11 protein-coding genes are annotated in these 21,009 nt (G+C 56.1%); 7 read left to right on the top strand and 4 right to left on the bottom strand.

The annotated features are described in order from the left end of the window. Positions 1-124 precede the first annotated feature (124 nt). The 3 genes from CEE69_RS29060 to CEE69_RS29050 form a co-directional block, all read right to left on the bottom strand. Positions 125-2,065 (bottom strand): polymorphic toxin-type HINT domain-containing protein, encoded by a 1,941-nt coding sequence (locus CEE69_RS29060; RefSeq protein WP_099264053.1) that lies wholly within the window; start codon positions 2,063-2,065, stop codon positions 125-127. Between the two features lie 17 nt (positions 2,066-2,082). Further along, the gene (locus CEE69_RS29055; RefSeq protein ID WP_099264039.1) at positions 2,083-5,361 is read right to left on the bottom strand and encodes a CHAT domain-containing protein; all 3,279 of its coding nucleotides are present in this window, start codon (positions 5,359-5,361) and stop codon (positions 2,083-2,085) included. 62 nt (positions 5,362-5,423) lie between these two features. Then, positions 5,424-5,933, bottom strand: a complete 510-nt coding sequence (locus CEE69_RS29050; RefSeq protein ID WP_199169982.1) for a hemerythrin domain-containing protein — start codon at positions 5,931-5,933, stop codon at positions 5,424-5,426. A 231-nt stretch (positions 5,934-6,164) separates the two neighbouring features. Between CEE69_RS29050 and CEE69_RS29045 the strand changes: the two genes are divergently transcribed. From CEE69_RS29045 to ribD, 6 genes are all read left to right on the top strand, one after another. Beyond that, complete coding sequence (locus CEE69_RS29045) at positions 6,165-8,135, top strand: Mur ligase family protein (protein WP_099264037.1); 1,971 nt, start codon at positions 6,165-6,167, stop codon at positions 8,133-8,135. Positions 8,136-8,156: 21 nt separating this feature from the next. Continuing rightward, a complete protein-coding gene (locus CEE69_RS29040) occupies positions 8,157-8,549 on the top strand; it encodes a hypothetical protein (RefSeq protein WP_099264036.1) in 393 nt (130 codons plus the stop codon). Between the two features lie 73 nt (positions 8,550-8,622). Beyond that, positions 8,623-11,769, top strand: coding sequence for a M28 family peptidase (locus CEE69_RS29035; protein ID WP_099264035.1), 3,147 nt, complete (start codon positions 8,623-8,625; stop codon positions 11,767-11,769). Then, positions 11,766-12,665: a hypothetical protein gene (locus tag CEE69_RS29030; RefSeq protein ID WP_099264034.1), complete on the top strand. Its 900-nt coding sequence runs from the start codon at positions 11,766-11,768 to the stop codon at positions 12,663-12,665. The genes CEE69_RS29035 and CEE69_RS29030 overlap by 4 nt, the downstream gene beginning before the upstream one ends. Before the next feature lie 80 nt (positions 12,666-12,745). Further along, the gene (locus CEE69_RS29025; RefSeq protein WP_099264033.1) at positions 12,746-15,040 is read left to right on the top strand and encodes a tetratricopeptide repeat protein; all 2,295 of its coding nucleotides are present in this window, start codon (positions 12,746-12,748) and stop codon (positions 15,038-15,040) included. Next, positions 15,040-16,254: a bifunctional diaminohydroxyphosphoribosylaminopyrimidine deaminase/5-amino-6-(5-phosphoribosylamino)uracil reductase RibD gene (gene ribD, locus CEE69_RS29020; protein ID WP_099264032.1), complete on the top strand. Its 1,215-nt coding sequence runs from the start codon at positions 15,040-15,042 to the stop codon at positions 16,252-16,254. Before CEE69_RS29025 ends, ribD begins: the two co-directional genes overlap by 1 nt. On the opposite strand, the gene CEE69_RS29015 is transcribed toward ribD, so the two are convergent. Further along, positions 16,251-20,711, bottom strand: coding sequence for a vWA domain-containing protein (locus CEE69_RS29015; RefSeq protein ID WP_099264031.1), 4,461 nt, complete (start codon positions 20,709-20,711; stop codon positions 16,251-16,253). The two genes, ribD and CEE69_RS29015, sit on opposite strands and share 4 nt — an antisense overlap. Here CEE69_RS29015 and CEE69_RS32985 point away from each other — a divergent pair. Further along, positions 20,653-20,892 carry a hypothetical protein gene (locus tag CEE69_RS32985; RefSeq protein WP_199169984.1) on the top strand — a complete coding sequence of 80 codons (240 nt, stop codon included), beginning with the start codon at positions 20,653-20,655 and terminating at the stop codon, positions 20,890-20,892. The two genes, CEE69_RS29015 and CEE69_RS32985, sit on opposite strands and share 59 nt — an antisense overlap. The last annotated feature ends 117 nt before the right edge of the window (positions 20,893-21,009 follow it).

Genomic DNA, 21,009 nt, shown 5'->3' with positions numbered 1-21,009 from the left:
CAGATGCCGGTTTGGACCAGCACGAACCCAACAAAAATCGCCGCGACTCGAAAGCATCGAATCGCGGCGAATTGGATTTGCATCGTCGATCAGTTGATGATCAGTCGATCAAGATCGAGCTGAACTACAAAGCGACACCCGGCATCGCGATGCCGTCAGGTCGCTCCACTTCTGCATCATGCGACAGAATTCGCGATTTGCCAACGAAATAGCTGTGATTTTGCTCCACCACCAAATTGTAGGTTTTGTCGGCGGAAGCTGAAGTGAGCGAATCGACAACTGCCACTCCTTTTGCACCATGCAGTGCATCACCTGGAACCAGCTGCTCCGTCGTCGTCCAGCCGCGTCCGACCACCCAAAAAGGGTGACCTTTGGACGCGACAATCTCGTCACTACCAAGCTGGATTTTTGTCAGTGGCTCGGGTTCACGGACGGTTTGTCGCAAAACGCTTTGGTAACTCAGCGTGCCAGTCTGAACGTCGCAGCTCAACACTTGATCGCCCAATCGCAGGTTCTCGACAGGTCGCATTCCGCGATCGGTCCAAACGAGCGTTCCCGCCACCAAGCAATCCGCTGCCGGACGCACATAGACGCCAATCTTGGCGCGTGGAACAGCAGCGGCACGCTTCTGAGGCAAAGTCATTGGCTGGCTACTAGATGGCTCGCTGGCAATTTGCCTATCACCGCTGCCGGATGAAGTTTGCAATGCTCGACGCGGAGTCGAGCCAATTGGTGCAAGATTTCCGACCTGACGATAGGCCATATTTCGAACCAATCTACGTTCCTCAGGCGGCAATCCTGTGTCGCCGTACCCACGATATGCGTACCACCAATCTCGCATCCCTTCCGCAGATTGATCGCCGTCGTAGTCCGAATCGAGCTGCTGAATCACAGCAGCCGTTCGAGCTTGCAGCCAACGACTTCGAGCATTGAACTCCTCCGCTTCGGAACGAACAACACTTGCATCGCGAGCACTTTCGGCTTGCAAACTTTCGATTGCGTCTCGACCAGCAATCACCCCGGTCGCCCGAATCGCTGGCCTAACAGCAACGACCTGAGTGACCGAATCAAGCACTTTCACACCCTCGACATCTTCACGGCGATATTGCCGCACAACTTGAAACGAACCATCACCCTCATTGAAGATCAAACCGTGTGTTGACTCAATCGTTCCTTGACACCAATCCAACATGGTCGGCACGAAAAGCATCGGGTCGGTGGTTTTCAACGACTCCGTCGCCAGATCACGCAAGCCTCTGCGCTGATCGAAGACTGCCAAGCGTGCCAACGAGACTGCTGCTTGTTTTTCGTTTCGCTGCTTCAGCCATTCCACAGCAGCGATTGAGAATTCATCCGGACCATTGAAGGCTTGCTGCGCGACCGGAACGATCGCGTCGGGGGTGTCGATGCGTCCAAGCTGTTTGTTTGCTTTGAGCTGCGCAGCGGCATCCTCTGACCCGAACGCTTCGGCAATGGAACGAATTTTCGGCGAGTGAACTCGAAGATTTCTTTGAGTGTCCGACAATTCTTTTTGTTGCTGGGCCGCTTCCTCCGCCGCAACCCAAGTATCACCAACACGAACGTTTCCGAGGTAACGATTCGCCGCAGCATGGTTCCGTTGCAATTCAACCACGCGAAACGCATGAGCGCGGGACCGACCGGGCATGTGTTCGGCGCGACACCACCTCGATAGCTGCCAGTGATCAGCCGCCGTGTCTTCGGAAGAGTCTCGTCGCTTTTCGTATTCAGCGATCCGATTGGACCTCGCGTCATCTTCGATCGATTCTTCGATCGACACCCACTCTCCATTGGTGTTTTTTAGCCGACCCTTCAAAGCGTTGGCCAACGACTGGGCGTTCGAATTCGCAGGTGGGTTCTCGAGCAATTGATTTCGCAGGGTGGCATCTCCAACCGAAGACGCATCGACCAGTTGCTCCGACCATTCCGCGTCTGCTGCGACCGCCTGGGATTCAATCCCGGCAACGCCAACACAGATCACGCCGACCAATAGGAATCCCATCGAGTAGCGAAAGCCAAACCTTGTTTCAAATCTCGTCGCCTTCATTTTCAACTCCATTGACATCAGAGGCCAGAAAAGGGGAGGTGGATGTAGGAACGCTGCACAAGTGGATGGTTGCCAGGCAATCCCCCCGCAGCATCCTTCAAGGGTACAGAATTCACCCATGTGGGGAAAGCAAATTCCGACTTCCGTAGAATCTCGCTGGAACGTCCCCAAGCTTCCAGAAATGGAACCCGTCCAAGCTCCATCCAAAGCTCATCCGCTAATAATTCGCTTGATTCCCGTGTCCCAGGCAATCGATGCATCACCAGGTTCTCAATTCCTGCCGCATGCAGACGGCTAGCTTGTGTGAATAAATGTTCTTGGATTTCAGGTCGAAGAACACGCGACACCTTCCCAAACGTAGGAGACTTCGAACTGAGATCGACCCAATTTTTCATGCCAGTCTTCCCTGCCCGCATATGACGTTGATCCGCAGGCAACACTCGTCGAGGCGCCGCTCCATCTTCTATAGAGGAAAGCGGCGTGGCTGAATCGGGCCGCACCAACAAATTCCGACTAACATCGCCCCACCACATGGAGTCGCCCCAAGTGCCTGCTTGCCCAGCAGTCAATGTCGTGGGAACTTCCTCGGACAGGGAAGTGGAACTCCTTGAAGGATCCGCATTCCACAAGACCACGGGATTCGATTCTTCTGGGGAATCGGCCGGAGATGGAGTCGTCGCCATCGCGACGGCGGTACCGAGCGTGTGAGCGTAGGCGACCGCGTATTCGTCTTCCCAACGTTCGGATTTGTTGTCGGCGTCGTGACGGATCACGAGTTGCTCAAACGGCAATTGCCATAAGAAGCCATCTGGAACAACGATGATGCTGCGAATCTCCGGATGATCAATGCCGCACAATGGCGGGAACAAACGCTGAGCAAGTTCGAGTTCCAGTTGCTGGGCACTCAATCGCGATCTTTGATCTAAAATCTCATCCACTGTTGTTGGCAAACGTAAAATGGTTGCCAACCAAAGCTCACATTGTTGACGAAGTTCGCCACCATCTCGTACCCGCCAGTGGCTAGCTTGGTTGCCATGCACCAAAACACCTGTCACATCGTCTCCGTCAACATGGAAAGAAACGATCGCAACTTCATCGGGAAGTTTGCTCCAATCAGGTCGTTCATCTCGCAGTATGACCGGGGGTGGTTCCACGCGGCGCAAAGGCGGCTGTCTTAATGCGAGCAAGTTCAGCTGTGCTTGGAATCGTTCGTGCAGAATCGCGGCGTCGAAACCAAGGACCTTGGGATTGATCAACATTGATGGCTCGAGTGCTTGCAATGCTTCTTGCAAATCCTCCTGATGCGGCAAGAAGTCTTCGAGTAACCGCCCCTCTCCCCGCAAGACTTGACGCAGGACGCAACGCAAGTCCGTTGCTAGGGGCAATTCATTGAAAACACTCCGTGCTTGAACCGATTGATGTTCATCCATACGAAGGGCAATCCGCTCTTCTTCGCCCGCCTCGACCGCAAGCTCAACCCCCAACCCAGTCCAAGTTCCACGGTCCAATTCAAAGCAGAATTGATCAAACTCGCTCAGGTCTTCTCCAGCGGTTGATTCACGCCAGTGCGATTGATAGCGTCGGCTTCGGGTTGCAGCCATTGTTTGCTCTCGAACGTCATCGCGAATTCGCGAAAATCGATAGGCAATGGGATGTGTGATGGAACGTTGGCCGACGCCTTGGTCATTTGACTGAACGCCGCGAGCAAAGTCCCTGCATTGCCCTAACAATTCATTCCAACGTAAGTTTCGCCTCCCGATCTCTTCGAACGTCTGGAAGTTGACCGCTTCATCTCCTTCTGGATCCAGCCGAGCAATGGCGATCGACTGTGATGCATCGATCTGCAACTGCAACCACCGAGCAAAGGCAGCGGAACGAGGCAAATCCAAACGACGTGATTGGCGATAGCGATCCGCCAAGGTCAAGTGACGGCGAGTGTCGCCGGGACGGCCCGACAACAACGCAGCTCTCGCAGCTAACACACGCAATTGATAGGCAATGAAAGGAGCATCTGTGCGAAAGAACTCAGATCGAGCCACCAAACGATGTTCCACCTGAGTTGCTAATTCGCCAATATCGTCCCAACGGGCCAGCTCATCCAAACTCAAGCTAAAACAATCAACGGCCAGTTGAAACTGAGCCAATGCGAAAGCAATCTCAGAAGTCGAGATCGCGGTCTCGATGAAAGCGTTTAAATCTTGAGTTGACGGCAACACGACTGCGGGTTGACCTTCGCGTGACGGGACCACTCCTCGAGCAATTTGCCGATTGCGCCACCAACGATTCCTGAGCGATCGCATCCGAGTTAAACGTGAGATCGGCGTCAGTGCATGAACCCCACCGGAGATTTCATCCAACGGATCGACCAGTTGGGTCTCGGAGTCATCACCGGCATGATAACGCAGTGCCACACGTGATGCCGCAACCAATGTTCCTGCAGCATGAAATCGTTCTTCGGTGCCAAGGACACCTGGAGGTACCGTCGCGGCAAGCAGTTGTTCCCCGACGCGGTCCTGCAGCACTGCCGTGCGACCTCGCAACCATCGCAGTCGGTAAGAAGAAAGAGCAAGCTGCCGAAGCGTTTCCGCAACATCCAATCCACGAAGTTGATCGAATTCGTCAGGCACGTCAGGTGAAACTTCCCAATGATCGGCAGGAACCCCAGCCATCAAGTATCGCCGTACCCAGAGCAATGGCACGTTGCGAGCCGAAGGCCATAGGTCCAACTCCGTTCGGACGAGTTGAATTCGAGGCACCAACGAATTAGGGCGGTCGGTCGATGGAACCATTTCGAGAATGCGCTCAGACGCGGGCTCTCTCGTTGGCGACGTCAAAGCTCCCCACTGAATTCCGGAAAGAAACCGTGGGTTTGCAACGATGATTTGCAATGCAAACTCATAGTGCTCAGCTGCGGTAGTGAAGTCCCCAGCTTGCAGATGACACTCTCCGAGCAGGGTTCGAATTGATACGCGACCGAGCAAGTGACGCGCTGTGCTCGAGGCGGCCGCCTCGCGTTCGAGCTGGTTCAAAATGGCAATCGCCCGAGTCAATTCACCTTGAAAGTAGGCTTGCCGCGCGACGAGGTACGCCAGGGGCGGGGCGACATCCAGGTACGCGAGATTCGGGTGTGGTTGTTGTCCATTTCCGCCCAAACGATTCGCTAAACCACCGGCCTCCAGGGCTGCCCGAGCCGCATCCTGGCCCTCTTGTTGAGCCGAAGCTTTGGTCGCGACCGACGAACTCAAAACAATCGCAAATCCGCACAAACACGGGATGAGCCAACTTCGAATCAACACGCCTGTTTCCTCGTTCGAAGGATTGAAATTCAGTTTGACCGCGATCGATCTGGCCGAATCGCTCAGTCGCCGACGCCTAGATCTTCGTCCAGTGCGTCCAAGATCAACTTCAACTCCGCTTCCTCGTGCTCGTGAAACTGCTTCACGAACGAGTCATACCGGACCAGTACTTTCTCTTGAGCGGTGGTGACCTCGGGAGTCACCCCTTCAATGGGCGTGTCTCCGGTGCACGCGTGCGCAGCCGCTTCCGCCAAGTGTCGCGAATCCTCGAATAAAACACCGTGTTGACCTCGCAAATTTTCCGCCGCGATGGACATTTCGGGGTCCGCGTCCAGTGCTTGATCAAAGTACCCGTAGGCTTCTTCCAAGCCAAAATGCAGAGCCAATTGGTCATTCAAATCACCAAAAAGCTGAATCAATTCGGGCCAATGATTGGCCGCTGCTTCCCGCGGTTGAGTCAGCACAGACAAACGATCCATCAATATTTTCAGATCGCGATTGTCATTCTTAATGTCCTGCATAAACGCCGCGTTGACGCTCAAACGGCGTGGATTGTTCGCTTGTTCGGCCATGATGCTACCTTCCATTGCAGTGAATTGACTCGTTTCATTGTAGCCTTCCCGCGAATCCCACTGGGAAGCTTCCCGCGATGAATCCGCCTGGATCAACAAAATGATTTTCGACCTTGACTGATTTTCGCGGATGGGAACAATTTGCCTTCGTGGTCGAGACGAATTGTTTCGGTCGCGAAAATCTTGGGAAAGGAGTTCTCAAGAAGTGTGCTTCCCAGGAATTGGGTTCGCGTGAAACTGGATTCGCGTGAACAACGAAGCACCACGACGATCCATTCACGTCAGCAAGGAGGCGACGAGATGCGTCACGCAATCGATCAATGGTTGAGCCAAACCAAACCGGGTGGAACTTTCCGGTCTTCTTTCGGCTCCTCGACCCTTCCGCCACACGCAGCAGTGAAGTGGAACGACCCGGCCGGCACCAGCGTTCAAACGTTGCGCCGCGTTGACCAATCCACTGCCTCCGAGCAGCTTCAATCGCGAACGGCCAAGTTGGCCAGTGCGAAGAAAACGAGCACACCCAGCCCTTCGGAAACGAAACGCGATGCGTCGACAGCACACTTGTCCGGGTTGCTGAACAAAGTGCGTTTCTTCTCCGGTTCCGACATCGAATTCATCTCGATCGCGAAATCGGCAGAGACTTGTGAACCCGGTCAATTGGTCGTCTATCGCTTGGGCGACGATTGTCCAGTTGAACTGATCTCACAAGCACTCGCCCGCGGTGCGGCTGGAATTTTGACCGAGCAAATTTTGCCGGCACCAGTTCCGCAAGCCATCGTGGCCGACACCGATCGGGCCCTCGCGGAAATCCGGTCCAAGCAAACCGATCGCCCCGACCAAAAACTGATCACAATCGGCGTCGTTGGGTCCGCAGGAAAGACCGTCACTGCTTTCCTCACCGCGTCGGTTCTTCGCGACATTCCCTGCCGAGTCGCCTATCAAACCGACCTCGGCTCAAGCGATTCCGTGGTTACCGAAGCCGGCACGGCCAAGGTCACCAATGGTGCTTCGCTGATCGATGCCTTGTCCGACGCGGTCGATGCGGGCGCGGCTGTTAGCATCACTGAAATGGATTCAGCTCAACTTCGTCTGGGATCCTACGACCAAGTCGAACTCGACATCGTGGTGGTCACCGGGAGCGACGCTGGCGGCAACGACTTTGGTCCTTCGCCCATCGAGTGTGCCTTCGAATTGGTGGGGCAGGGCGGTGTTCTGATCATCCCCGAGTCGGACCAACGCATCCTTGCAACCGCTCACACCGCGGCGCAATCACAGAACATCGAACTGGTTACCTACGGCGTCGACAATGCAGCCGACGTTTCGATCCGTACGATCTCGCACGAAGACGGCACTTTGACCGCCATGTTGCGACATGAGTCGCGTGCCGCCGTGATGGAATCGTTCCTCGGTCGTGGACACTTCGCACAATGCTTGGCCGCCGCTGCGGCGGTTGGCGTTGTGACGGAAAATCCATTGCCACAAATCGCGGAATCGCTTTGCAAACTTCGCGAATTGCCCGGCCGCTTCGAATCCATCACGACTGGCGACTGGGAAACCGACCAAAACAATCCATCGGTCCGCCTGGACATCGGCGGATCGCCTGAACGCGTCAAGTTTGCCCTGCAATCGGCTCGCAAAGAGCTCCTGCAAACTCCCGCAAGTTCCATCCCGATGACTTTGTCCATCAAGGGTTCCTCGGAATCGAGCAACCCGAGACGCCCGAAGCTTTGGTGCGTCTTATCCGTCAGCGAGAACGAAGATGCCGAAACGCTGATGCAATACGGTCGACTGTTGGAAACAATGCCCGATCATTGCGTTTTGACTTGTGCCGACAAAGACAAAGCCAACTTTTTGTCGATGAGTCATGGTGTTTTGGATGGGATCCAGGACGTTGCCGCCATGCGATTGGTCGCAGACTCGAGCCGCGCGATTCAGTGGGCTCACGGGGAAGCCAACAAAGACGACATGGTCTTGGTCATCGGTGGAATTGACCGCAGCCATCCAGACTCGGAACGACGATCGCTTGATGCAGTCACGCAGGTCATCGCGGCCTGTGCCGAAAATCGCCAACAAGCTCGTCAAGCCAATTCGCACCCATCGATTTTGCAAGGATCTCACCCTGATCCGTCGGCCAATCTAGACTTGACCGCCCAGAACACTGAATCCGACAAACCAAACTTGAAACTGTTTGACGGAAACTGATCCTTCGCTCTCGAGAATCTCATGACCACTTGGTGGAAACGAATTCAATCCAAGTGGGATGGGTGGTCCGGCGACCGCGAGATGGAGCAATCCATTCGTCGGCACCTGAGTCAAAATGGGTACTTCGGCACGACTGCGACGTTGAGCGGCGTGCGTCTGGTCGCGGTTCAGCGCCCCGGCTGGCAACAAGTGTTCCGGTTTGAGGTTCGAGCACGCGTCGATTTTCGAACGCCCGATGACGAACCGGATCCCGAGCCGGTCTATCACGACCTGTACGGTTTGGTGCACGAAGACTTTCGCGAAAACCGTAGCCAGGTGCGAGTGTTTGAGTCGCAGGAACAACGCGGCGAACTGTTTCGCGATTGGAGTGACGGGTTGATCTGTTTGCGGGGTGCGAAAGGACTGCTAAGTTGATTCGAAAGCGATTCATGTTCGCTTTCCCTCCTTTGCTGTCCACGCACCTTCCATCGCAGACTCGATAGCCGCCATGTTTGATCCCCGCGATTCTTCGGTTTTGAACTCGCTTTCGACAACGTTCGTTCCATGCCGGCTAATTCTTGGAGTCGCACTTCTGGTCGGTGGAAACGCGACAGCGATTGCCCAAGATGAATCGGACCTGCTCACCAACGTTCGCAAACTAACGTTCGAAGGTCGACGCGCTGGTGAAGGCTACTTCAGTGCAGATGGAACTCGGATGGTGTTCCAAAGCGAACGCGATCCATCCAACCCGTTCTATCAAATTTATGTTTCCGATTTAGAAACCGGCGACATTCAACGTGTCTCGCCCGGATTTGGAAAAACAACTTGCGGCTGGATTCATCCGAATGGTGAGAAAGTATTGTTCGCCAGCACGCATGCCGATCCTGAATCGAAACGTTTGCAGCAAGAAGAACTCGACTTCCGTGCCTCCGGCGATTCGCGTCGTTATTCGTGGGACTACGACCCAAACTACGAACTGTATGCCGCTGACCTGAGTCAAATCGAAGCAGGCACGACGAAGGGACTGACCCCGCTGACCGATGCCGAGGGCTACGACGCGGAAGCCAGCTACAGTCCCGACGGAACCCTGATCGTTTTTGCTTCCAACCGAGCCGCTTACTCACGCGAATTGACCGAACGGGAACGCGAGCAGTTCGAGCGTGACCCCGCGTTCATGAACGACCTCTACATCATGGATGCGGATGGATCGAATGTGAAACGACTGACCAGCGAACCGGGTTACGACGGCGGACCGTTCTTTTCTCCCGATGGCCAACGCATTTGCTGGAGACGCTTCGCCCCGAATGGAGCGACCGCGGAAATCTTCACCATGAAGATCGATGGATCCGACGTTCGGCGATTGACGGAGATCGACGCGATGAGCTGGGCACCGTTCTATCACCCCAGCGGCGAATTTCTGGTTTTCACCACCAACAAACACGGATTCGCAAACTTTGAACTTTACTTGGTCCGGGCCGATGGCGAAGGCGAACCTGTTCGTCTGACCACCACAGAAGGCTTCGATGGCCTGCCCGTTTTCCTCCCCAACGGCGAGCAACTGTCCTGGACAACCACGCGTGTCGTGGACAGCAACGGTGACGTCGTGATGGAAGACGGCGAGCCCAAGAAAAGCACTTCGCAGATCTATTTGGCGGACTTCGATGTCGAGACCGCTCGTCAACGACTTGGCTTGACGGAACCGGCCGACGACAGCCAAACGGACGAGGACGCGTCGCTGGCACGATCCAACGTGGCAGCCACTGCACCGGAGTTTCGCCCGAGCGATGTCATGCGTCACGTTGACTACCTGACTCGGCCGGAACTCGGCGGACGGTTGACGGGAACGCCTGGTGAAAAACGAGCCACCGCGTACGTGGCGGCTTACCTGGAGAGCCTAGGCTTCGTTCCCGCAGGTCAGGACGGAACGTTTTTCCATGACTTCGAATACCCTGCTGGTTCATCTCTAGGACCTGCAAACGGGCTGACGATTACCACGTCATCGCCCGGTGGCAATTCGGCAACGATTGATGCTGAGCTGACCGAGTCTTGGACTCCGCTTTCTTTCTCGCAGACCGGAGGCATCGAATCCGGCGAAGTCGTTTTCGCAGGCTACGGTCTGCAGGTCCCGGGAGACGAAGAGAACGATGAATACGACAGCTACGTTCACCTCAACGTCGCTGATAGCTGGGTTCTGGTACTGCGAGATCTGCCCCAAAACATCTCTGCTGAGCAACGCCAGCGAATGGCACGCTACGGCGATCCACGTCGCAAAGCCACCATCGCTCGCGACCTGGGAGCTCGCGGGATCATCTTCGTCGCTGGTCCCAACAGCCAAGTCAAACGAGACGTGATTCGCTTTGACGCCAACGCCTCCCAGGCACAAGTCAGCTTGGCCGCGATTTCCATCGACAACGAAGTTGCATCGAAACTGGTTCGTGCCGGTGGACATGATTTGAAGGAACTGCAAACGCAACTCGACGACGGCGAGATGGCGATGGGAATTCCCATGTCCGGCATCACCGTGAAGGCGTCGATCGAAATCAATCGCCGCACTGGTAAAGGTCGTAACGTCGTCGCGAGACTTCCGGCTGACTCAACCGCTGATGTCACCGACAAGGTTCAATTCCCGGTTGCAATGGTGGGGGCTCACATCGATCACCTGGGACGTGGCGGAGGCAGCAACTCACTGGCCCGATCGGACGAGGAGAACCAAGTTCACGTCGGAGCCGATGACAACGCCAGCGGAGTCGCAGCGATGTTGGAAATTGCTCAGTACCTGGTCGACCAAAGAAACTCCGGACGATTGAAGATGAAACGGGACCTGATGGTTGCCGCGTGGAGCGGTGAAGAACTCGGTCTATTCGGTTCACAAGCCTACGTCGACGACTTTAAAAAACTGTATCCCGATGCTCCGATCCAAGAACCATCGGAAGACGACATTGCGATCGCTCACGCTCATGGCATGACTCCTGATGCGGCATCTCTTGGTGACGCGGTTGCGGTTTATCTGAATCTCGACATGGTCGGTCGTTTGCGTGAAAAACTAGTCGTGCAGGGCATCGGTTCATCTCCTGGTTTCGAAGGCGAAGTCCAGCGTCGCAACGTGCCCGTCGGTGTCGCATTGCAACTTGATCGCACCAGCACGCGATTGCCAACGGATGCGTCCGCATTCGTGGCTCGCAAGGTTCCGATCTTGTCTGGATTCACCGGAGCTCACGAGGACTACCACACCCCTCGTGATACACCCGACAAGCTGAACTACGACGGCAACGCCGACATCGCGAATTTGTTTGGCCTGCTGACTCGCGGATTCTTGATGTCGGACGAGGTGCCTGAATTCAAGCTGGATGAAGGCCAATCGACCGAGGAGGTGCCGCGAGCCCGTTTGACCGCTTACCTTGGCACCATTCCTGATTACGCCGCGGGTGAGGTCAAAGGTTTGAAACTGAGTGGGGTTGCGTCCGGGGGCCCGGCAGAGACCGCTGGGGTTCGCGGCGGGGACGTGATTGTGAAGTTGGCCTCTCAAAAGATCGAAGACATCTACGACTATACTTATGCAATCGAAGCGCTGAAGATCGGCGAAGCGGTTGAGATCATCGTCAATCGTGAGGGCAAGGACGTCACGCTATCCATCACCCCCGGGTCACGAGATTGATTGCATCGAAACAGACCGCCTCGCGATGGCAATGCCAACTCTGCATTGCCGGTCTGATTCTGCATCTCGGCTGCAACCTTCCGACATTGATCGCACAAGATCCGACTCGTGCGGACTCGGCGGCGGGAATGATCGACGAAGACACATTGGTCTCCGAACCAATCGCAATGTCTTCTCTTCCCGTCCCGGATGAGGAAGTCGCTGGATTACTCGAGACCGGGCAGGTCGAATTCTTCTCCGGTGGCCCGCGCCCATCCGTCGCTTTGGGCCTTCAATCAACGGGATTCATCAACCGGAGGTTTGATGCCGAGACTCGATTCAATCTTTCTTATCGCTTTGTCAGTCGGTGTCGATGGTGGTGGAACGAAGACGGAATCGTCGTCCGGGTCCGTTATCCCGAGCTGGAACTCAAAGTCGACCACAAGGTCTGGTTTCGCCGTCGTCCCGATGACCTCAGCCAATTTTGGGATCTTCAATTGGTTCAGCACGAGATGGATCACATCCGTCTCTCAACCGATCCTCGAGTGCTGAATCGGTTTGAGACTGCAGTGCGAGGGAAAGAGAGTTTACGGTTCCGTTTGTCGGAAATGCGATCTGTTCTTGGGGAAGGCGCTGTGCCAGAGCACATTGATGGGCAAAGTCGAAACGCTCGCTCAGGTCGAAACGGCCGGTCATCGGGCCTGTCTCAGGATCAAGTTCGAAAGCTGATCAATCAACGCGTTCGCGCCCACTTCGACCAAACCGTCGAGCTGGTTGAGATTCGCTACCGAGAACTGGATCGACAAACCGCACACGGGTCGTTTCCCGTCCCCAGTGACGGACCTCTTCGACAGTGGCTCGATCGTTCATCGAGCGAACCAACGGACGAAGCTGCTTCTGATTTGCCGGAAGGCTGAAACTAGCCGCGATTCGGTTCAGCGATCCACGCTTCTTCGCGGGTGAAAGTCGACATTGCGCTGAAACGCTTGAAATTGGATTGCCTGACAATCCCTCGGCGGATCGCATCTTGGGACACATCGTTCGGCGTGGTAAGTTGCCAGCTTCACTCGCTCACTCGGCAGCCAAGCTGTCCGCACGCCTCCATTTATTGCGACTGTTTATGTCCATCGACACTTACTCGATATGCCCTTGCGGTAGCGGCAAGAAGATCAAGTTTTGCAAATGCAAGGATTCCGTCCACGAACTGGATCGTGTGCTGAAGATGATCGATGGGGGCCAACTCGTCCCCGCTTTGGACCGATTGAGCACAATCCTTGAAGAGCACCCCGACGCTGCGTGGGCGCTCGCGATTCGCGGTCGTTTGTTCATGGATTTGCGTGAATACACGTCGTTGGAAGAAAACGCAGATCGATTCCGTCGCCTGCAACCGTCCAACCCATTGGCGCTCACGCAAAGCGCCGCGGCAGCCCTTTTCCGTCAGGATTTGTCGGCCGCGACCGAGTTGATGTTGGAAGCATTGACCGAAAGTGGTCAGACCGTCGATTCGTTCGTTCTGGACGTCGCTTCGCTGCTGGCATACGCATTGGCGGGCAATGGCATTTTGCTCACCTCGCGTGTGTACGCCACCTTGGCTCTGGTCTCGACGGGCTACGAAGACAGCCGGATGGCCGCAAATGTGCTGCAACAGATCAATGGCGATCCATCGGTCAATCAATTGGCAAAAGCCGTCCCAAATCTCATTCCGCCGCCGGAAAACGCCGATTGGGTCGAACGATACGACGAAGCCGCCTTGTTGCTTTCCAACAACAAAGTGGCACTCGCCCAAACCAAATTTGAATCGCTGCAACGATCCGCACCGCTTCAGCCCGCCGTGCTTTCCGGTTTGCTCAACTGTGCCATCTGGAGAGGCGACCATGCGACTCAAACGGACATGCTGGTCAAGCTTTCTCAGTGCGAAGAGCTGAGCTTCGACGAGCGTGCACGATTCCTCGCAATGTCGCAAATGGCCAGCCCCGATGCCGATGGTTTGGCCGTCGATCACTTGGAATTGAGCGCCGACGTCGAGTCGATCGACGAATACCAAATGGCGATGATCGCGAACCCTCGCTTCGAAGAACTACCAGCGGACGCGTTGGAATCGGTCAAACACGAGAGCGACGTTGCCCCGCGATCTGCATTCCAAATTTTGGACAGCAACGTGCTCGGCGAAGGCGACAAGCTAACGGCTGACAACCTTCCGGTCGCTCTTGCAGCGGTGTTCCTGTTCGGCCGCGAAACTGACCGTTCGGCTCGACTTCAGATCATCGGTCTGCCAGCGTCCAAGCGGGCTCAGGTCGAAGAATTGATGAACGAAGTCGCTCCCAATCTCAGTTGGACCCAAGCGGACGAGATCGGCAAGTTGCCTCTGACGATGATCGCAACGCCACAAATTGGCGGAATCCGACCAGAGCACCAGTCCGACCTGGATTCGGTTGTCAAAGAACTGATCAGCAAACGTGTGCCGGAAACACTTTCAACAACGCCCGTCAAAATGCTCGGCGGCGTGTCGCTGAAGGATGCGGCGAGCGACGAAAGCAAATCCCTGCTTCGTGCTGCGATGATCCGCTACATCGAGGGCGAAGACAGCTTGGTCGCCCGAGACGAAGAGTTGATCAATCAGCTTTGTGAAATTGGCAACGTCCCGAAGGTAGAACGTAAAAAGATCACCGGCGAAGAACTCGAAGAGATTCCCGGCAGTGACCTGGATCGCATCGACCCGTCCGATCTGGACCCCGAAAACCTGATCTACCTGATTCAGCGTGCTCAGCAGATCTCCGCGACTTCGATCGGCCGACGTGCCTCGAAAGCCTTGCTCGAAGCGGATACCGAGTCGGTGGACGATGGGCGTTTCATCGGTGCCAAGATCATCGCTTATTCGTTCTTGATGCAACGAGCGACCGAGTCGGATGAAGCGGTCGATTACTTGGACAAAGCCAAAGTCTACGCCGAAGAACACAAGCTTTCGGACGCTTCCCTTTTGCTGGCGGAACTCGGACTTCGACTACGTCGTCAAGAAATTGACTTGTTCCAAAACACCGTGCAGGCCATCGTTCAGAAGCACAGCGATAACCCCGAGGTGATGGGTCGGTTGCAGCAAATCTTGGCTCAACTCGGACTCATCAATCCTGATGGAACGCCTCGCCAAGGTCCGGGCATGGGCCCACCTTCGCAGGAACCTGCAGGCGGTGGACTTTGGACTCCCGATGGCGAATCCGGCGGCCCAGCTCCTGCGAGCCCAGCGGGTGGTGAAGCTTCCGGTGGCGGCAAACTTTGGGTCCCCGGAATGGACTGATGCCAAACGATTCCAACGCGGCCGCGAACGGTCATTCGGCGGAAGATATCCGCTGGATGACCAAAGCAATCGAACTGGCTTCGCAGGGTCGAGGCAAGGTCGAACCGAATCCCCCGGTCGGCTGCGTATTGGTTCGTGACTCGATCTGCATCGGCAAGGGCTACCATCAGCGATTCGGCGGACCTCACGCCGAAGTCGAGGCATTGTCCGATTGCGATGATGCATCCGGAGCGACCGCGTACGTTTCGTTGGAGCCATGTTGCCACCATGGCAAGACACCGCCTTGCGCGGATGCGTTGATACGAGCGAACGTCGCCCGAGTCGTGATCTCAGTCGTCGACCCATTCGACCAGGTTGATGGCGGTGGGATCGAGAGACTCCGCTCCGCGGGCATTGAGGTGATCACCGGCGTTGCAAAAGAAGAAGGCGAAGAACTCCTCGCCGCCTACCTCAAACGTGTCCTTACCGGCATGCCGTGGGTAATCGCGAAGTGGGCGATGAGCCTGGATGGACGCATCGCGACTAAAACCGGCGAAAGCAAGTGGATCACAGGCCCGAGTGCACGAAGCGCCGTTCATGAACTCCGTGCCAGCGTCGACGCGATCGCAGTGGGAATGGGCACTGTTCTAGCAGACAACCCCTTGCTGACCGTGCGTTTGCCCAAGCCGACGAAAATTGCGACTGCCGCTGAAACTGACGCGAAAACCGCGAACAATTCCGGTCCGCTGGTTCGCTTGGTCTATTCCCGCTCGCGAGTCCCGGACTTGCAAAGTCAATTGGTCCAAACGGCGTCGCAGACTCCCACATGGCTGGTCGCGGGACCAGAAATCGCGACTGCGGACTTAGCAAGACTCGCCGATCACGACGTCGAGACCTGGCAATGTGAAACCATCGATCCCGTGGAGATGGTTCGCCAATCACTGCTTTGGCTGGGCAGCAACGACAATCCTCGTGGGCTTGCGATGACTCATCTGATGGTCGAAGGCGGCAGTCAATTGCTTGGCAGCTTCGCAGCCGCCGGGCAAATCGACGAAGTGCACGCTTTCATCGCTGGGAAATGCATCGGAGGCCATTCTGCACCAGGACCGGTGGGCGATCCGGGAATCAAAACATTGGCCGATGCGACGTCGCTGCGAATGAGCCGCATGGACTCATTCGACAACGACGTGCGATTGATCTATCGCCGGCAGATTGCCGCGACCGAGACGACTTAGTTACCAAGTCCGCCGAAGCCACCGCCGGCTCCGCCACCCGCGTTGCCGATTCCGCCGCCGGCACCCTGACCCCCATCTTCGGTATCACCGGAGACGAAGTTGAAGGTGGTGATCTCACCAATCTGCGAGAACTGCGGTGCAGGACTGATTCGAACGTAACGACGATCCGCCGAGATGATGGCCAAGGTCGACATCGAAGCACCTTCCGGCAAGGTTGTGATTTCCGGTCGGTAGCCAACACCACCTTGTGGATTGAAACCGTTGACACCGTTCAAGCCACCCGTTCCGAATGGCCCACCGTTCGCCCCTGGGATCAACGAGGGATAGTCGCTGAAGAATTCCTGCAACAGTTCACGGTTGTCTCCCAATGCGTTTGCGGCTTGAGCATTCAATCCGCCACCAGCCGCTGGGCCAACGAACTGCCCCAATGCTTCATGACCGGCGTTGCGGCCGAATTCAGCCAGGTGTTCCACTTGGGCTTCGGCGAGCTTCTCTTTTCTTTGTCCTTCTTTGACTTCAAAGATCACCAACGCGTTCTGTTCCATCAACGGAATGTCTTGGCGAATGAACTTCTGCTCAGGACGTCCCACATCGGTCAAAATCTCGACGGTGACTTTTCCGGTTGAAACGTTGCCCCAGATGCGTCGCAGCAGGACACGATATTCTCCCGAGAAACCTTTGGGACAAAGGTATGTTTCTGAGACTTGCCCAGTGGCATCGTCCTGTGCACCCGGATAAGCGTCGCCAAGCAATGTCCCACCGCTGGTGCTGTTGGGTGAATCCAACGAGCAAACCGTTCCGGATGGTTCTTCAACGGACAAATCAACGTCCGCGTCGCCGGTCCAACTGACACGCACGATTGCATCGTGCGAAGCAGCACGTCGGAGAGCTTCGCTAAACTGCTTGGCCGAATCGCTGTCGCCTTCAGCCATCAACTCTTGATGAGTTGCACGAGCCAACAAACGAGCCTCTTCGACCAGCGGTTGGAACTTGTCGCTCCACGCCAATCCCAAGACACCTTCGCAAGCCCAAGCCAAATCGGCGGGTTGATCCAAACGTTTTGCCAGCCGAAGTCCCATCACATAAGGTTCACGACGGTCTGCGTCGGCGGCCGAAATTTGACGACATAGCTTCATGGCAGCCGAGAGCTGACCCATGTCTTCCAAACGAGCAGCGACGTTCAGCAGATCCTCAGGGGTCTCAGCAAAGTCAGCAGCCGACAGCAGAGCCCGTTCGACTTCTGAATCGGGTGCATCCGTTGCGGCCAGCGACAAGGCGTACGCTTGATACATCCATGGTTGGATGTGTCCGGCCGAGATCGCACCGGCGATCACCGCACGGATCTCGTTGAAGTGAGCCTTCGATGCTTCTTTATCGCCGGCTTCTTCTGCTGCCGATGCCTTCACATTCAAGTGTGACACGGTGGCACGAACTCGGCGATCAAGGATAGTGAGAGCACGAGCCGATTCGACTTTCCAATTTGCAAAGTGCTCCGACCAAACTTGATCGACCGACTTTCCTTCTGGAACGTCGAGACGAATCGCACGGTCGATGTTTTCAACCGAGCCAGCATCGGACGATTGAGGCTCGGTCGAGGCAGCAGGCGAGTTAGCTTTGGATCGTAGCGAGGCGTCATCAGGAACGACGAACATACCTCCGCCGCCACCCATGCCGCCCATACCACCGCCGCCCATGCCTCCCATGCCGCCGCCCATGCCGCCTCCCATTCCTCCGCCCATGCCGCCGCCCATTCCTCCACCCATGCCGCCGCCCATACCGCCGCCACCAAGGCTGACGATTGGCACGACCAAGTCACCGACGGGATAAACCTTGGTTACCAGGTTGTCTTCCGCGGCAGTCACGGTGGTGATGTTCAGAACCTCGTCTTTGATCATGTAAGTCAAGTTCTGGTCACGCAGCATCAAACGAAGGAACGAACGCAGCGAAACGTTTTCCAGCGAGATGTTGACAGGAATGTCTTCCGACAAACCTTCGCCTTCCAAACTGAAAACGTCAATTCGGATTGGAATTTGACGATCTTCACTGATCAGACGAATCGCATCATTCAACGGCGTGTCGGGAAATTCGTACGAGACCTCATCAGACAGACTCGCTTCGATGCGTCGCTCTGTTTCGCTGTCGCCCACCAATTCGATCGATCCGTAACGCTCGATGCGTCGACGGCTCAAACGCTGCCAGGTCTCAGCTTCTGGGTAAACGATCGGCGGGTCATCAACAAAAGGAACCGCCGACTTCAGAACCAAAGAGAACGCGTCCACAAAGTTACGCTCACGCAATTCGCGATAACGACGATCGCGAGCGTACGTTTGCAAAGCAAGCGTTTCATCTGTCACGTGACGACCAAGGACGCTGTCGTCAGTGATCGTGTCACCCGCCAACGCAGCCATCTCCAACGAAATGCCACCATCGGCTTCTGTGTAACGCCCTTCGTCAATCAAAGCATTCATCTGCGACGACAGACGCTTCAAGCGATCTTCCCGTCGATAAGTTTCTTGCAACAAGCGAGCGGATGCGGTGGCACCGGCTGCCAACTGTTCCAGGTTGGCTTCTTGCTCGAGGAAGTCAGCTTCGCGAGCACTGGCGATTTGAATCGCGGAACGGACTTGGCCGAGCAATTCGCGACGCAGTTGCGGATCAATGTCAGGAGTGGTTTCCACTCGCGAAAGCAGGCTCTTCAGACTGCCAGCGACACCAACAGGGTCTTGGCGAATCAAACGACGTGCTTCTCGCAACTGAGCCCGGACTTCACCTCGCAAACGACCTTCTTCTCGCGAACGAAGTTGCTGGAAACGGCCTAGCAAATCGCCGCCGTCTTCTCGCAGTTCATTGTCACCGACGACAGGCCCAAACCCGCCATCGAATTGACCGCCACCGCCCATTGCGGGACCTGGACTTGCAGGAGCAACATCAGCCGGTGCTCCAAAGACATCATCATCGGCACCGAAGCCAGCGCCAGCGTCAGCGTCAGCAGCCGGAGCCGCTTCAACCGCGGGTGCTTCCGCCGCAGGGGCGTCGGTGGCAGGTGCCTCAGCCGCAGGAGCGTCCATCACGGGTGCATCGTCCGCTGCCGCACCGAAGACATCGTCGCCAGCAGCAGGCTCAGCACCGAAGGGACTGTCGTCCGCCGCGTCACCGCCACCACCAAAGATGTCATCGAATGGGTTGTCGTCACCGTTTTGCAAAATCAAACGCTTGCCTTCCGGAGTCGCCATCTTCAAGATCGCTTTTGCTTCCGCGTTGTTCGGGTCAGCTTGCAGTGCTTCTTGTGCAACCGCGCGAGCCCCACGCATGTTGCCTTGTTGCATCGCCATCGTGGCGGCGTTGGCCAGCGATTCAGCACGGGCCGTCATCGCTTGAGCCGTTTGACGCAACATCGGTGAGCCCGCAGTTGCCAACAACAATCCGCGAGCTGTCTTGTGCTCGTCGATCAAGCCGGTCAAGAAAGCGAAGTCGAGGTTATCTGACTCAACTGCAGAGTTAGCTTTGATTTGAATGTCGCTGTTCAGCGTGCCACCGACCAAGTCGATCGACACTTCTTGAGCTGGAGATTTCAACTGTCCCAGGTAGATCGAATCGCGATCCAATCGCAGGGGCGGCAAACGCTTGCCGTGCACCCAATCGACTTTCGCATCCGATTTGATTTCAGAAATCCAGATGGGCGACATCGTGGCCGCGTCAGCGACCGAGTCAGCGATCTCGGCTGGCGTTGCGTCGGTCCCCACGACCCCCAAAACACCACCGGTTTGATTTGCCAAAACTCCCATCAGCTCGACGTTCTTGGTCGGTCCAATTGCGACCGAATGAACCGAGATGTGATCGTTTCGCAAAGCGTCGATCAGGTTCTCGAATCGCGAAAGGTTTTGAGCGGCATCAATCGAAGCCGCATCGCCGATGTAGACGATCGAACGTGTCCGCGAATCGGGGCGACCGGTCAACGATGCTCGGACGGTGTCCAAAACCGAGACCAAGTTCGTGTTGCCCAACGGCAAACGCGAAGTCAACTTCGTGGTCGCGGAAGCCAGGTTGCTGTCGCCAGGAGCGGCGAATCCACTGGTCAACTCGTTCGCTTGAACGTCCGCGGCAAACAATGCCACGCGAACGTCGCGGTCACCCACGGACTCGAGAGTCGCTTGAAGAGCTTTCATCGCATCGTCGCGATACGCTCCGACTTGACTGGCGGAGGTGTCGACGACGATGACCACGTCACCGGCGGACTGCCGTACCGCACGCAACATCGCGTCCTCGGCACCGGGCTGGATCGAAGCGGCGATCGATTGACCACCTTCGTCCGTGGTGTGAGCAACGATTCGAATCGATGCTCCGGAGGAAACAGCTTGGGATTCGGTCGTTGGCGGTGCCGCCGAAACCGCGGTCGCCATGACCGCCGACGTCAACAAGGCCGACAATTTGCAGCCGAAAGTGGAAAAGATCTTCATCGACAACTCAGAGAAGGAGTGGGGACCAGAGGAGAGATGCTGGGATGCGTCAGGTGGCATGTTCATCGTAGTTCTCAGCGAAAAGACGCGGGATGAGACGGCGAAAAGCCAGGCGCGGACCACTCAGTCTATTTCTGGAAACTGCAATTTCCACGAAAAAACCGCTTCAAACAGCCTGTGACCCGCCAAGAATTCCGATTGTAGGGTGTAGCATTCTGCAACACTTGTTGCGAAACGCCGCAGCACACTGCCGCAATCAGGTTCTCAATGACTTCGCAGAGATAGAAACGCGATTTTC

It is taken from the genome of Rhodopirellula bahusiensis (genome assembly GCF_002727185.1).
Classification (GTDB): Bacteria; Planctomycetota; Planctomycetia; order Pirellulales; family Pirellulaceae; genus Rhodopirellula; species Rhodopirellula bahusiensis.
Note: the sequence above shows the minus strand (reverse complement) of the source record. Positions and strands in the feature narration are given on the sequence as shown.